Origin of the sequence: Roseivirga pacifica (assembly GCF_900111145.1) — a bacterium.
Taxonomy (GTDB): Bacteria; Bacteroidota; Bacteroidia; order Cytophagales; family Cyclobacteriaceae; genus Roseivirga; species Roseivirga pacifica.
In genome coordinates, this window is sequence record NZ_FOIR01000002.1 from 440,846 (window position 1) to 454,742 (window position 13,897).

Genomic DNA, 13,897 nt, shown 5'->3' on the forward strand with positions numbered 1-13,897 from the left:
TGGCAGCGCTATCTCGAACAAAAAGCATCAACAGTTAGGCCGAAAAATAAGTTTCGGGGAGCGTTTTTTCTTTAGTTTTGCAGCCAATGAAGCCTTATCGCTCAATCGCCATTATAGCCGCACTGGCCATTGCCACCATGTTTGCCAACATTGGCGGACTGGATATTTATGCCTTGGATGAAGCGAAAAATGCAGAAGCCGCTCGCTATATGTTTGAAAGTGGAGACTATGTGGTGCCCTATTACAATGGGGATATACGCACCGACAAACCACCTTTGCATTATTATTTTATGGCTGCTGGTTATCAGCTTTTTGGTGTCAATGCCTTTGGTGCTAGGTTCCTGTCGTCTCTTTTTGGTGTGCTTACGGTAATTATCACCTTCCTTTTTGTGCAAAAGCACTTTAATCAGCGAATGGCCATTTTCAGTAGTGTTGTGCTTATTTGCTCATTGCACTTCAATTTGCAAATGCACATGTCGGTGCCCGATCCCTACTTAATCTTCTTTACCACATGGGCATTCTTTGCCTTTTACGAAGCCTACAAAACCGATTCTTGGGTGCATAAATTGGCTTATTATTTTGCTATTGGCTGCGGCATTTTGCTCAAAGGCCCCATTGCGATTGGCTTGCCAGGTTTAACCGCCTTGCTGTTCCTCATTATAAATAAAGACTTTAAATGGAAAACCATTTGGCGTTTGCAGCCATTTGGTGGCCTGTTGCTCAGTTTGACCGTTTCAGCACCTTGGTACTATGCGGTGCACAAAAAAACTAATGGCTTTTGGACGGAGGAATTCTTCTTCAAACACAACTTTTCGCGCTTTTCCGATGCTATGGAAGGCCACGAAGGCATTTTTCTAATGACTTTCGCCTTTGTGTTTTTGCTCGGAATGCTCACCTTCTTTCCCTTTGTGTTCCAGTCATTGAAGTTCGCTTTTCAAAAGCGTCAATCAGAAGCCATGCTTTATTGCCTAATTGGCGTAGTAGTGGTTGTTGGCTTTTTTAGCGTTTCTAGCACCAAATTGCCTAACTATACGGTGCCTTCCTACCCACTTTTGGCAGTACTCTTGGGTGTTTACTTGTCTCAGCTTGATGCAACTTGGTTCGATAAAATTGGAAATAGAGTCATATACTTCTTTTATGCTGTGTTAATCACCCTTTTTCCGGTTGGAATCTATTTTGGTTTGAAAGCAGCCCCAAGCTTAAACCACCTTACAGGCCTGTTTGTGTACTTTATTCCACTATCATTAGGTGGAATACTTCTGCTGGCAAACGGTTTTAGACGAACCAAAATGGAACAAACACTTGCAGTGAATAGCATGGCTTGGTTAGTGACAATTCTGCTTTTCTTTTACTTCGCCTTTCCGCAAGTAGATGCTGAAAACCCTGTGAGGAAGCTTGTTCCTAAGATGGACACCTCTAAAACCATAGTGGCCTACGAGCGGCTTAATCCAGCCTTTGTCTTTGCATTGGAAAGAGAAATTCCGCGCTATCCTACCATTGCTGAAGTAAAACAAGCCATGGCGGAACGCCCAAGCGGCTATGTAATCTCACGAACCAACTATCGCGAAGCTCTTGAAGAAATTGATGGCCTCACCTATTTTGATGAAGCCAAAGATCTCTTCGAAAATCCTACAACACTTATAATGAAGTGGGGAGAGTAGCCGCTCCTACTTGTGCAAGTCAAGTGAATCTATTCTGATCTAAGTGCTTTGATAGGGTTTGCACTGGCCGTTCTAATAGATTGATAGCCAACAGTGAGCCATGCAATAAGTGCTACAAACAATGCAGGCAATACCCAAACTAAAGGGTTATTGATGTCGATTTGATAAGCGAAATCAGAGAGCCACTGCTTCATTGCCCAATACCCAAGCGGAATGGCAATTACAGCCCCAATTACCACCAACTTAGTAAAGCTACTGATAACCATTAGCGTAAGGCTTTTTACAGATGCTCCAAGCACTTTCCTTACAGCAATTTCCTTGTATTTTCTTTCCAATGTATAGGCCGCCAGAGCAAACAATCCCAAGCAAGCAATAACTATTGCCAAGCCAGAACTTGCCGTAAACAACTTACCGAAGCGTTCTTCTTCCACATATAAATCATTAAAAGCATCGTCTAAAAACACAAACTCGAAAGGCTCATCGGGAATGGCGCGTTCCCACGCGGCCTTAACCGACTGCACCGTGTTCTGATAGTCTCCGCTGAGCTTTAAAGACAGGTAATTACCGGCATACCACCCAGCTTCGGCCTTTCCATCCCATGTCATTGGTCTTATTACGAAAGGTTCAATCTCCCTTTTCAAGCTCTCAAAATTGAAATCCTTTACGATACCAACAATCGTGTAATCGGCATTCACTCCCCTGCTTAACTTTCTACCAATCGGATCTTCCCAGCCAAGCCATTTTGCTGCTGATTCATTAATCAATATGCTTGCTGTATCAGAAGTAACCTCGTTGGAGAAATTTCTTCCATCTACTAGCGCTATACCCAGCGTTTCTAAATATTCATCGGTAGCGAACATATTGATAAAACTGTGTTCACGGGGTACTTCTTCCACCGTTTGGTAACCCCAATCAGATATGCCAGAAGAAACAAACTGACTTGACAGCGTAGCATTCTCCACACTTGGAAGTCGGTTTATATCATTTAAAAACGATTGTCCCTTTGCACCCAATCGGTTAGCATTCTTTACCACCAACACTTGGTCAGGTTCAAAGCCCAAAGACTGCTTACTTAAAAAATTGAGCTGAGTAAAAACCACTACAGTACTCACAATCAAAAATATAGAAATGGCAAACTGAAAAGCCACAAGCCCCTGACGCAAGGCGGCATTGCCTTTGCCTCCCGTTTGCGACTCTCCCTTCAATGCTTTGATAGGTTTGAAGGCCGATAATACAAAAGCAGGGTAAGCTCCTGCCAAAAGACCAACAACCAAAACTAGCCCAAGTAACTTGAGCAGTGTTGGCAGGGCAAAAAGCTCATTCAAAGTAAAAGTTCTATTAGCCAGTGTGTTGAAACCATCTAGCGAAAGCGCTGCAATCCCCAAAGCCAAAACCATGGCTGAAACGCTAATCAACATAGATTCAACCAAAAACTGACTGATCAACTGGCCTCTAACCGAGCCCATGACCTTGCGCATTCCCACTTCTTTAGAGCGCATGGCCGATCGGGCAGTGCTCAAATTCATAAAGTTGATGCAGGCAATAATTAAGATAAACAGTGCTACGGCAGAAAAAATATAGACATTCTCTATGCTACCAGATGAACCAAGTGCTAAGTGCGGATACCTTAGGTGCAAGTCAGTCATAGGCAACAACGAAATACCGGGTTTTCTACCACCTTGTGCCAAATAATCCTCATAAGATGAATGCCCTGAATACTGAATGATTACAGGCGCAATGTACTTTTCAGCCAAACCATCAAACTTAGTCTCAACAGATGTTGGCAAAGCCCCATTGCTCAGCTTAGCATAAGTATAAAAGTTATTACCCGTCCAGTTGCCAATGGTTACCCACGATTCGTGCGGATATGAATTGATGTAGTTGTATTTAAAATGAGTATTGCTTGGCGCATCGGCAATTACACCGGTTACCTGAACATCTTCCCCATCTACCTTAATCACCTTGCCCAAGGCAGATTGGTAGTTAAAGAATTTATCTGCCAAAGATTTGGTCAGCAATATGGCGTTGGGCTGAGTAAGTGCCTCATCAGGATTACCCTCTACAAACTTTATTTCAAAAAGCTTATGCACCGTGGAATCTGCATTAAAGCCTTGTTCTTCTTTGAAAATTCTATCGCCAATTTTGAAAGTTTGACTAAATGGCCCTTGAATTCTCACAGTTTCTTCCACTTCTGGCAAGTCGCCCTTCATGCGCATACCAAGCCTTGCGGGTGTCCAAGCACCCGACTTACCATTGGCTACTCTGTATACACGCTCCACATCAGGATGATACTTATCGTAGCTTACTTCATTTGAAATATAAAGTACAATGAGCAAGCACACAGCGAGACCAAGCGCCAAACCTGCAATGTTTATGAAGCTATAAAACCGTTGTTTCATTAAGCTTCTAAATGCTGTTTTGAAATAGTTTTTGAACATTGAAATGTTGTTTAATGAGTTAAAATCTTCAAGACCTTTGATATAGCGAAGGCGAAAAAAGCGAATGACATCCCACGAGAATTTTCTCCGAGCCGCCTTCAACCCTTCCGTTTCTATGCGCCTGTAAAACAGCTCGTAAGCATCGCCCTCTATAATTTCGAGTGCCCTTGGTTTGCAGTACAGACGCAGCAGTGTAATTGACCAGCGTGGTGGCTCATGATCATATGGCGACATACTTGAGCCCTAAGTTGATTTGGTTATACAATCTATTGCGTTGCTCATGAATTGCATCTAATGCCGTTTGACCCGCGGTATTGATGCTGAAATAGCGTTTTCTACGTCCGCCACGTTCTTTTGTGGCACCACCTACACGAGAGTCCAAATAGCCCTTGCCTTCCAACCGATCGAGCGCAGAATGCACCGCACTGATGTTGATTTTACGGCCGGTTTGCTGCTCAATTTCTTCCATTACGCTAATGCCGTAAGCATTATCTTTTAGAATGGCCACCACCAACAGCACAAGCTCTTCAAACTCCCCTATGTTCGTTCTTTGCATGGTTTTTATTTATTTCACTTTAGTAAATGAAATATATTTGTTTCACTATTGCAAATTAAATAGAACCGTGTTGTACTGAACCGTAATATCACCTGACTCAAACGGTCAGTACAAGCTTTAAACAAGATAAATTGAAAAGGTAATGTGACGGAATTAGTCCTTCTGTACGCCCCTATAACCAATGGTATATGTGCCTTTGCCAGCCTTTATTAATTCATAAACCAAATTATGAATGCGAGGCCGCACGTTTAACTGATAGATCTTACTGTTGTTGCGTGTTGGGTGTACACGGTTAGAAAGGAATACGAACAGCACATCATTATCCGGATCGGCCCAAACCAGCGTGCCGGTATAGCCTGTATGACCGAAACTGCGTGGAGAAACATCTTTGGCCACACTACTAGCCGTTTCGCTATATTCTAACAAGGGCTTATCAAAGCCCATCCCGCGCTTGTTGTCATTCTCGGGAAACTGCACTTTCGTAAACTCTTCTATTGTTTCTGGCTTTAGGTATTGCTTCCCATCGTAAGTTCCACCATTCTGCAGCATTTGATAAACTTTGGCCAAATCTTCTGCATCACTAAAAAGCCCAGCATTGCCCGATACTCCCAACATCATAGCAGCACCTTCATCGTGCACCACGCCATGCAAAGTCTGCATTCTAAAGAAAGTATCTACTTCTGTAGGAACGATTCGCTCTAAAGGAAAATGCTCTCCGGCTTTAAAGCCCAAGGTTGTAGCACCAAGCGGTTGGTAAAAAGTTTCCCTCAAATAAACATCGAATGGCTCACCTGTTAGGCGTTCTACTAGGTCTGGTATTAGGTAGAAAGTTAGCCCTGAATAAAGATATTTCTTCTCATCGCTCACCTTCGATTTTTTGATCATCTTATAGATTTTCTTCTCTTTGAAGTCCTTATGCATCCATAAACCAGCATCGGAAATTTTATAAGGGAATCTACGACTAGAATCGGCCTTTACCGTATTCCAGCGGTATTTACCGTTCTTTCGCTGCGACTCAGACCAATACGGAATCCAAGCCCTAAGTCCAGCCTGATGCGCCAAAACATCGCGCATTACCAAGTCTTTCTTGTCTCCTTTTGCTACATCAGAAAAATAGTCGCCCATGGTTTTATCTGGGTCGAATAATCCGTCTTCGTAAAGCTTCATTAGCGCCAGTGTTGCAGCTGTCGTTTTGGTAACAGACGCCAAATCGTAGATGTCCGTTAGTTGAACTTGGTTCTCTTTAGCATAAGTATGGTAGCCAAATGCCTTTTGATAAAACACCACACCATCTTTGGCCAAAAGCACTACACCGCCAGGAAAAGCCATCGAATCCATTGCCTGATGCATTACCTCTTCAATGCCATGCGATAAAATTTTACCATCAATGCCAACAGATGCTGGGGTTCCTACAACTAGGACATCAGTTTTAAAATTGGGCTGTTCGGTTACCGTTAGCTGACCTTCCTGAGCAAATGAAAGTACCGTACAAAGCGAAAAAAGTGATAATAAAAATGAACGCATTCGGGAAATAATAAAGAACGTTGCTAAACTCCTAATGGAAATACATCTAAACTCATTTCCATGGCACGAGCGAATTCGTCCTGATCCAAGCCGGTTTCAATTTGCTGCTTATCAAAGTAAGCGATCATCTGCTCTGTGGCAATATTTCCGGTCAGATCATCCTTGGCCATTGGGCAACCACCAAAGCCTTTTATAGCACTATCGAATCTGCGACAACCCACCTCATAGGCCGCGCTTATTTTGTCCACCGCAGTTTGCGGTGTTGAGTGAAAATGTGCGCCAAATTCAATAGTTGGATAAGCAGTTATACTTGTACTGAATATTTTCTTAATCAACTGTGGTTCAGCCACTCCTATCGTATCAGATAAACTAACAATAGAAACACCTAATTGATCGAGCTTTTGGACAAACTGAGCTACAATTTCTTCATTGAAGGGCTCATTATACGGGTTGCCAAAGCCCATAGAAATATAAGTAACGAGTGTCTTATTTTGCTTTACACAAATCGACTGAATTTGTTCCAATTGCACTAATGCTTCGGCTACGGATTTGTTGGTGTTACGCTGCTGAAACTGCTCCGATATTGATAGCGGAAAACCGAGATAGTCTATCTCATCAAACTGTACAGCGTCCTCTGCCCCTCTTACGTTCGCAACTATGGCCAAGAGTTTTGACGATGTTTGCGAAAGCTCCAATTGCCTGAGCACCTCAGCCGTGTCGCGCATTTGTGGAATGGCCTTTGGCGACACAAAGCTTCCAAAGTCAATCGTATCGAAACCGACTTTTAATAGCTGGTTGATATAAGCCGCTTTCCTCTCTGTTTGTATAAAATCATGCAGCCCTTGCATGGCATCCCTCGGGCACTCGATAATCTTCATCTGGTAAGTTTATAAAAGTTAGACAGCTCCTCAAAGCGATAAATTCAAAACAGCGTATTTGGTTAACATGTTCGTTGAATTTGAATGCTAATCACAAAAAAGCTATTTTCATACAAACCGAATGAACATGAAAAAGCGTGATTTTTTAAAGAACCTTGCCTCTATCTCTTTAGCCACTCTCCCAGTTTCTCAGGGTATTCAACAACTTTTAAGTGCGGTACCTGATAGTACTCCTAAGGCTTTAGCTTCTAATGAAGCATTTTGGGCTAAAATTAGAGCCGATTACAAACTCAAACCTGACTACATCAACCTAGAGAATGGTTACTACTGCATGATTCCGGAGCCCACACTGGAGAAACTGATACAGAATATGCGAGAGGTAAATTATCAGGCATCGCACTATATGCGCACGGTTCGGTTTGAAAACAAGAAGAAAGTGGCAAATGCCCTTGCCGATATGGCTGACTGCAACCACGGTGAACTGATTGTTACGCGCAATGCAACCGAATCGCTCGACACCATTATAGCTGGTTTTCCATGGCAAGCAGGTGATGAGGCTGTTATGGCACATCAAGATTATGGTGCAATGCAAAACATGTTCAGGCAAGTAGAAAACCGACAAGGCATAAAGGTAAATTCGATTGATGTGCCGATGCATCCGAAAAATGATGAAGAGGTTGTGGCGGCATATGAAGCGGCCATTAGCCCTAAAACCAAACTGCTAATGGTTTGTCACATCATTAATATTACTGGGCATATTTTACCCATACGCAAGATCTGCGACATGGCGCATAGCAAAGGGGTTGAGGTGATGGTAGATGGTGCTCACGCCTTCGGTCAGTTTCAATTTTCTATAAAAGAACTCGACTGCGACTATTATGGCACAAGTTTGCACAAATGGCTCTCGGCTCCGCTTGGTGCAGGCTTTCTCTTTGTAAAGCGAGAAAAAGTAGATCAGATATGGCCATTGATGGCGGAAGGAAAACGCGAGCCTGGCGACATTTCTCGGTTGAACCATATTGGAACACACCCATGCCACACCGATCTGACCATTTTAGATGCCGTAGCCTATCAAAACGCAATAGGTGGTGCTCGCAAAGAAGAACGATTACGTTTTATTCAACGCTATTGGTCAGAAAAGGCCCGCAAAATGGAGCATGTGGTGGTGAATACGCCAGCCGACCCGAAGCGCTCGTGTGCCATAGCCAATGTGGGTATTAAAGGCATGAAACCAAGTGATATGGCAGATACTCTGCTGAAGAAATACAACATTTGGACCGTGGCGATTGATGGTGCGGGCGTAAAAGGTTGTCGTATTTCACCAAACGTTTACACCTCTTTGGAAGAACTTGATACGTTTGTGGCAGCCTTGGAAGAGATGAAAGTTTAGATTTTCACTGAGCCTGAGAAATATCCTACCAATGCTTTAGTTATTTAGTGAACCAAACCTCGGCAGCTCTATGGAAGGCTAGTTCTTTATTCATAGTTCAAAGCTGAAGCTCCCGAAAAAGCAAACCACTCCACGTCATGCTGAACTTGTTTCAGCATCTCCCAAAGTGCTCGGCAGATTTAGTCACTCCATTTTACCTAGAGAGTAAATAAGCTCGCTTTTTAGTCCTTTGTCTTAAACTCAACCACTTCAGACCAATCACTCCAGTTAAGATGCTGATCGCGGTAACGCACACGCACATAGTAGGTGGTATTTGGGTGTAACCTGCGCATGATCAGCTCATCGGTCAAGTCATCGCCTGCCTGACGGTTTTCATTGTAGTACCAGTTTTCGAATTGTTTCCAGCTGTCAACTATAGTTGTTTTAAAGTCAGGTATAGTCGAAATTTGCCAATTGCTAGCCGCATGAAAAGCATTCACCATTTGGCTTTCAAATTGGCTGGCCTTTACGGTTAAACCAGTAATATCAACCGACTCATTGGCAGGGTAAGTAATCTGGGGAGCATTTGGCAAGGCATTCATTTTGAAAACCGTAACACTATCGGTCAGCACATTATCTTTTGGGTTGGCCAAATTGCCACGGCTAATCCGTTTAACCGTAAAACTTGGGTTCTCCTCATTGGCATCCACTTCTACCATTACGAAGCCGTAATCATCATCGCTGCGGCTGAACTCTGCGTAGTCCCGCCCCTCAAATTCACCCCAATTGTCGATGGCCCCACCGGCAGAAGCCACATTGATCCACAAGTGTTTGTGGTCTCTAGATTGACCACGCGAGTAGCCATGCGTATGCCCAAACATGTGCACACTTGGTTTGCCTGTTTTAGTAGAAAAGTCTTCCAGCATTTTCACCACTTCGCCAGTAAAATCTGTCTCACCCGGAATCCACAACTCCGACTTGTGTGGATGGTGGAGCTGTGCAAATACAAAGTCTATATCATCATTTTTGGCTGTTTCATTCAATAGCCTTCTTAACCACGATTTTTGCGCACCCATATCGCGGTATTTATCATTAGAGTCTAAACCGATAATCCGGGTATTACCATAGTCCTTGTACCACCAATGTTCGGCATAGGCAGGCGTACCGTTTTCGGGCAAGGTAAAATACTTGAAATAGAACAGCGAGTTATCCTCGTGGTTACCCAAAACCGGATATACAGGCACTTGGGCAAACAGCTGTTGCGCAGGACGGAAGAAATGATCGTTCCAATGTGTGTATTCGCTACCGCGGCTGACCAAGTCGCCCGGAATCATTACCAACGCCAAATTATCAGGAACTTCTCCCCCATACTGCTTTTTCATATAGGCCAAAATACCATCGTTCACTACTTCCAAAAACTTGTCTGGCTGGTTGCTATCAATCTGCATATCGCTCATAGAAACCATATTAAAGGACTGGTTATCCTTAGCGAATGGAGGTGTTTTAAACTGGTAAATATCTGACTTTAGTTTACCCGTCTGCACACGATAATAATAAGTAGTGAGTCGTTTTAAGCCAGTAAGCCTTACCTCATGCAGCCTCGACTCGGTAAAGTTTACGCCTTCCGCCTTTCCAGTAGTTTTTTGGCCTAGTTTAGCTGTTTCTCCCCACTCAACAATGCTCTCTTCATTGGCACTGGTTTCCCATTTTATTACAATGCTATTTGGCTCTGCATCTTGCAAATAGGGTTTTACAATAAAGGTAGGTTGCTGCGCCAAGGCTGAAAAAGCACAAAGCATAGCAGCCAAAAAAGTGATTCTAGCGAACATTGCTGCGGTGGTTTAAAAGTGTTAAGGTTGATTTGGTGAATAATCGCAGCGAAAATAAGAAAGAAAACAACCTTCACACCCAGCAGCCGTGTTTCGAAATGATTATGAGATTGTGAAGGCAGAGGCTTTCAAAGAAGGGAAATAATTGTGCTAGGGTAAATTAATAGACTAACTTGTATCCTAAGCTATAACTGAAGAACAATTATTTGCTTTATGAGTTTTTTTAGTAAACCCGAAGTTCTAGCGTTCCCTGTTTCATTGAAGACCGATGAAGAAGGCTTCCACTTTTTAGCAAACCTATTAATACATACTGCGCGGAAGCAAAAGTTCATTCTAGACTTTAAGAATGTTACTTGGTTAGAAGCAAATTTATGCGCGATACTGGGTGCAATTATAATTACTAACAAGAAAGAGGGAGCTAGTTTCACATTTCAAAACTTTAATAATCAATTCATTGAAAATACCCTGAGGAATAATGGCTTCCTAAAATACATCAAAGCGCAGGCTCCAGAACCTTCAAAGAAACATTCTGGAATACCTTTAGAAAAATTTGACCTAAAAGATGAGGATGATCTTGAAGAATACATCTATGAATATGTCCTATTGGCTAAGGCTGTTCCGGACATGAGTGAAGGTGCTAAGAGGAAGATTTTCAGAAGCATTTTTGAACTATACCAAAATTCAGTCATGCATAGCGGTGCTGAGAATGTATTTGTTTGTGGACAATTTTATCATAATAAGAAGCGAATGGCTCTTACAATGGTAGAAGTTGGTCGAACATTTAAAGATAATGTTACTGAACATGCATATGGCTTCGGGAATTTCTCTGGAAGACAGTCTATAGAATGGGCCGTAGAATCTGGCAATACAACGAAACCAAAAGGAGAGACAGGTGGTTTAGGATTGGATTTGATAAGAGAATTTCTTAGAATGAATTTTGGAAAGATTCAAATACGGAGTGCAGATGGATATTGGGAAGAAAAAAAAGGCGTTACTTTTGCAGTAGATTGTAAGTCTTATTTTCAAGGTAGTATTGTAAACATCGAATTCAATCTGCGAGATAAAAAAGAATACACTACTCCAGAAGAAATTGACATAAAGAGTATTTTCTAATGAGCGTAATTAATATCACTGATATAACACATAGTAAACGAGCAATTTCAGCTGCAGATGGAGAAGTACTTTTTGACAAAATCAAAAGTCATATAGATAAAAAGGAAAAAGTAGTCTTAGATTTTTCTGGCATCGAACTTACTATAACCGCTTTCCTAAACTCAAGTATCGGCAAACTCTATTCCCTTTACTCTTCAGACGAAATTAAAGAACATCTTGATATCAAGAACCTCCCAAATGAAGAAATCAGTTTATTAAAGTTAGTAATTGATAGAGCCAAGCAACGTTTTACAAAGGAATATCCTTCCGACTTAGATTCGATAGATATTGTAAATGAAGATTAGTAACACATACAGTTTCAAGCCTAATTACACACATAAATTCTTCTTTGATTCAAATGTGTGGCTCTACTTAATGTATCCTCAATTCAATGAAAAGGCTACAGGATATATAAAGCGCTATTCCGAATTTAGTAATAGGGTTTTTGACAATGAGTGCTTAATTCTCACAAACCCTGTCCAAGTTTCTGAAATGATTAATGTAATCGTTAACACAGAATTAAAAGTTGCTAGGAGAAAAGGAATTGCTAATGACCTTAAAAGCTTTAGAAAAACTGAAGAGGGAAAAAAGGCAATGTTTACTGCCAAAACCTTTTTAGAGCAAGTACTGAAGTTTGCTACAATAAAGTCTGGAATATTTAATGAGACTGAACTTAAAAGGATTTCAGCTCAATGTGATAGGGCTGACTTTAATGATCTTTTCTTTTCACAGTATTGTTTGAAAGAAAGCTGCATCTTGGTAACTCATGACTATGATTTTCAGGAATTACCAAATCTAGACTTACAAATTATCTCTGCCAATTCGAGTTATTTTAATTAGTAAAGCCCCACTTCTCAGTGAGGCTTTGTTATTTTAGGCACAAGCTAGACGCTTGCGCTAGATTTCTATAATGTGCTTAAAGCTCGCCAGCTTGAATCTTCTCGGCCACAGCCTGTGTTTCGTCAAGTACGCGCAGCAGATTGCCACTCCAAAGCATACCAATTTCTTCTTCGGTATAGCCTCTTTTTACAAGCTCTAGCGTAACATTAAAGGTTTCTGAAGCATCGGCCCAGCCTTCTACGCCACCACCGCCATCAAAATCGGAGCTAATACCAACGTGCTTCAAACCGATCTTATTAACCAGGTAGTCAACATGGTCTACAAAGTCGGATACATTAACGGCCGGAGCCACCTCGTTTACCTCTAGTGCAATGCGCTCAGCTTGACCCTCCTGAAAACCAGAGTAAGCAGCAAAGTAAGCTTCACGCTCTTCGGCATTCATATTTCTAATATCAGAACGCTCCTTTAGTTCAAAACCAACTTCTTCAGCAATTCTGCCTTCTACTTCCCTTCTTTTGGCACTATTGGCACTGTTCTTTTCGCCATTCACATAGCTTTTAAAGGCGACAGTTTGTACCACACCGCCATTTTCTTTTAGCATCATTAATTGCTCATCGTCCAAGTTGCGGCTATGGTCGTTCATGGTTCTAGCCGAGGAGTGAGAGGCAATAACTGGAGCTTTAGAGAGGCGCATCATCTGCATATTGGCCTCCTTACTCGGGTGCGAAAGATCGATCATAATCCCCCATTTATTCATTTCGGCAATCACTTCCTTACCCAAATCGCTTAGGCCATTGTGCAACCATACGGTATCTCTTTCGCCTGTGTTAGAATCACTCAACTGGCTGTGTCCGTTGTGTGCTAGCGACATGTAGCGCGCTCCTCTATCGTAGAATTCTTTCACTCTATCGATGTTGGTACCGATTGGGTAACCGTTTTCAACTCCGATCATGGCTACTTTTTTACCAGCCGCTACAATGCGCCTCACATCGTCAGATGTGTAAGCCAGCTCAATATCGTTTGGTGCAATTTCTTCGCACAAGCGGTGAATTGCCTTGAATTTATCATCAGCATTTTCATAGGCTTTGGCATAGCCTTCTTCGGTAAGCTCTCCTTGGCCTGTGTACACTACAAACCAGGCTACATCGAGCCCACCTTCTTCCATTTTAGGTAAGTTAACCTGCGTAGAAAGTCGCTCAGTGTAGTTTTTCTCTGTTGTAAAATTCGATGTATTGATGTCATCGTGGGTATCGAGTGTAATTACTCTATCGTGAATACCCTTGGCGTATTCTGTAAGCTCAGCTTCGCTCATGGTACTTACATCTACTGTTTTTTCTTCCTTTTTAGTTGAATCGCAGGACCATAAAAATGCTAAAGTGGCCGCAGCGTAAAAGATTCGTTTCATAGATTATGGTTTAAGGTTCTAGCCTAATCTAGGAAGAATTGCTGCCCTTTTCAGCCATAATTCTTTTAGTGGTAAGGGGATTTGATTTTAGATGTGGGATTTATGAAGTCCGAATGGACTTGAAGCCATTTGATCCTCGGTGCCAATAGAATTTAAAGTACCCGCCCTTCATTTCCCTAAAGGTAATGCTTTATAATTTTCCTTTTATGGACATACTGCTGCCAAAAGAAAACGGCTTGAAAGCA

The 13,897-nt window shown here is 42.1% G+C and carries 11 protein-coding genes; 5 read left to right on the forward strand and 6 right to left on the reverse strand.

Going from position 1 to position 13,897, the window contains the following annotated elements; genetic code table 11:
- Positions 1–86: 86 nt before the first annotated feature.
- Positions 87–1,661, forward strand: a complete 1,575-nt coding sequence (locus tag BMW98_RS10810; RefSeq protein WP_090258600.1) for an ArnT family glycosyltransferase — start codon at positions 87–89, stop codon at positions 1,659–1,661.
- A 29-nt stretch (positions 1,662–1,690) separates the two neighbouring features.
- Here BMW98_RS10810 and BMW98_RS10815 read toward each other — a convergent pair whose 3' ends face one another.
- The 4 genes from BMW98_RS10815 to BMW98_RS10830 form a co-directional block, all read right to left on the reverse strand.
- Positions 1,691–4,333: an ABC transporter permease gene (locus tag BMW98_RS10815; RefSeq protein ID WP_090258601.1), complete on the reverse strand. Its 2,643-nt coding sequence runs from the start codon at positions 4,331–4,333 to the stop codon at positions 1,691–1,693.
- Complete coding sequence (locus tag BMW98_RS10820; RefSeq protein ID WP_090258602.1) at positions 4,320–4,655, reverse strand: PadR family transcriptional regulator; 336 nt, start codon at positions 4,653–4,655, stop codon at positions 4,320–4,322. The genes BMW98_RS10815 and BMW98_RS10820 overlap by 14 nt, the downstream gene beginning before the upstream one ends.
- Before the next feature lie 153 nt (positions 4,656–4,808).
- Complete coding sequence (locus tag BMW98_RS10825; RefSeq protein WP_090258603.1) at positions 4,809–6,179, reverse strand: serine hydrolase domain-containing protein; 1,371 nt, start codon at positions 6,177–6,179, stop codon at positions 4,809–4,811.
- Between the two features lie 23 nt (positions 6,180–6,202).
- Positions 6,203–7,057 carry a hydroxymethylglutaryl-CoA lyase gene (locus BMW98_RS10830; RefSeq protein ID WP_090258604.1) on the reverse strand — a complete coding sequence of 285 codons (855 nt, stop codon included), beginning with the start codon at positions 7,055–7,057 and terminating at the stop codon, positions 6,203–6,205.
- Positions 7,058–7,184: 127 nt separating this feature from the next.
- On the opposite strand from BMW98_RS10830, the gene BMW98_RS10835 reads away from it, so the two are divergent.
- Positions 7,185–8,447 (forward strand): aminotransferase class V-fold PLP-dependent enzyme, encoded by a 1,263-nt coding sequence (locus tag BMW98_RS10835; RefSeq protein WP_090258605.1) that lies wholly within the window; start codon positions 7,185–7,187, stop codon positions 8,445–8,447.
- A gap of 221 nt (positions 8,448–8,668) precedes the next feature.
- Here the strand turns inward: BMW98_RS10835 and BMW98_RS10840 are convergent, their stop codons facing one another.
- Positions 8,669–10,255 carry a fibronectin type III domain-containing protein gene (locus BMW98_RS10840; RefSeq protein ID WP_090258606.1) on the reverse strand — a complete coding sequence of 529 codons (1,587 nt, stop codon included), beginning with the start codon at positions 10,253–10,255 and terminating at the stop codon, positions 8,669–8,671.
- A 213-nt stretch (positions 10,256–10,468) separates the two neighbouring features.
- Between BMW98_RS10840 and BMW98_RS10845 the strand changes: the two genes are divergently transcribed.
- Genes BMW98_RS10845 through BMW98_RS10855 form a run of 3 tightly spaced genes read left to right on the forward strand, consistent with a single transcriptional unit; the run spans position 10,469 to position 12,247 of the window.
- On the forward strand, positions 10,469–11,368 hold the full coding sequence (locus BMW98_RS10845; RefSeq protein WP_090258607.1) for a hypothetical protein: 900 nt from the start codon (positions 10,469–10,471) through the stop codon (positions 11,366–11,368).
- On the forward strand, positions 11,368–11,712 hold the full coding sequence (locus tag BMW98_RS10850; protein WP_090258608.1) for an STAS-like domain-containing protein: 345 nt from the start codon (positions 11,368–11,370) through the stop codon (positions 11,710–11,712). Before BMW98_RS10845 ends, BMW98_RS10850 begins: the two co-directional genes overlap by 1 nt.
- Complete coding sequence (locus BMW98_RS10855; protein WP_090258609.1) at positions 11,702–12,247, forward strand: PIN domain-containing protein; 546 nt, start codon at positions 11,702–11,704, stop codon at positions 12,245–12,247. The genes BMW98_RS10850 and BMW98_RS10855 overlap by 11 nt, the downstream gene beginning before the upstream one ends.
- A gap of 76 nt (positions 12,248–12,323) precedes the next feature.
- Here the strand turns inward: BMW98_RS10855 and BMW98_RS10860 are convergent, their stop codons facing one another.
- Positions 12,324–13,652, reverse strand: coding sequence for a dipeptidase (locus BMW98_RS10860; RefSeq protein ID WP_090258610.1), 1,329 nt, complete (start codon positions 13,650–13,652; stop codon positions 12,324–12,326).
- Positions 13,653–13,897: the final 245 nt, after the last annotated feature.

Excerpts from the sequence above, each read along its gene's own strand:
- BMW98_RS10810 (WP_090258600.1), top strand. The coding sequence starts at position 87 with ATGAAGCCTTATCGCTCAATCGCCATTATAGCCGCACTGGCCATTGCC.
- BMW98_RS10815 (WP_090258601.1), bottom strand. The coding sequence starts at position 4,333 with ATGTCGCCATATGATCATGAGCCACCACGCTGGTCAATTACACTGCTG.
- BMW98_RS10820 (WP_090258602.1), bottom strand. The coding sequence starts at position 4,655 with ATGCAAAGAACGAACATAGGGGAGTTTGAAGAGCTTGTGCTGTTGGTG.
- BMW98_RS10825 (WP_090258603.1), bottom strand. The coding sequence starts at position 6,179 with ATGCGTTCATTTTTATTATCACTTTTTTCGCTTTGTACGGTACTTTCA.
- BMW98_RS10830 (WP_090258604.1), bottom strand. The coding sequence starts at position 7,057 with ATGAAGATTATCGAGTGCCCGAGGGATGCCATGCAAGGGCTGCATGAT.
- BMW98_RS10835 (WP_090258605.1), top strand. The coding sequence starts at position 7,185 with ATGAAAAAGCGTGATTTTTTAAAGAACCTTGCCTCTATCTCTTTAGCC.
- BMW98_RS10840 (WP_090258606.1), bottom strand. The coding sequence starts at position 10,255 with ATGTTCGCTAGAATCACTTTTTTGGCTGCTATGCTTTGTGCTTTTTCA.
- BMW98_RS10845 (WP_090258607.1), top strand. The coding sequence starts at position 10,469 with ATGAGTTTTTTTAGTAAACCCGAAGTTCTAGCGTTCCCTGTTTCATTG.
- BMW98_RS10850 (WP_090258608.1), top strand. The coding sequence starts at position 11,368 with ATGAGCGTAATTAATATCACTGATATAACACATAGTAAACGAGCAATT.
- BMW98_RS10855 (WP_090258609.1), top strand. The coding sequence starts at position 11,702 with ATGAAGATTAGTAACACATACAGTTTCAAGCCTAATTACACACATAAA.
- BMW98_RS10860 (WP_090258610.1), bottom strand. The coding sequence starts at position 13,652 with ATGAAACGAATCTTTTACGCTGCGGCCACTTTAGCATTTTTATGGTCC.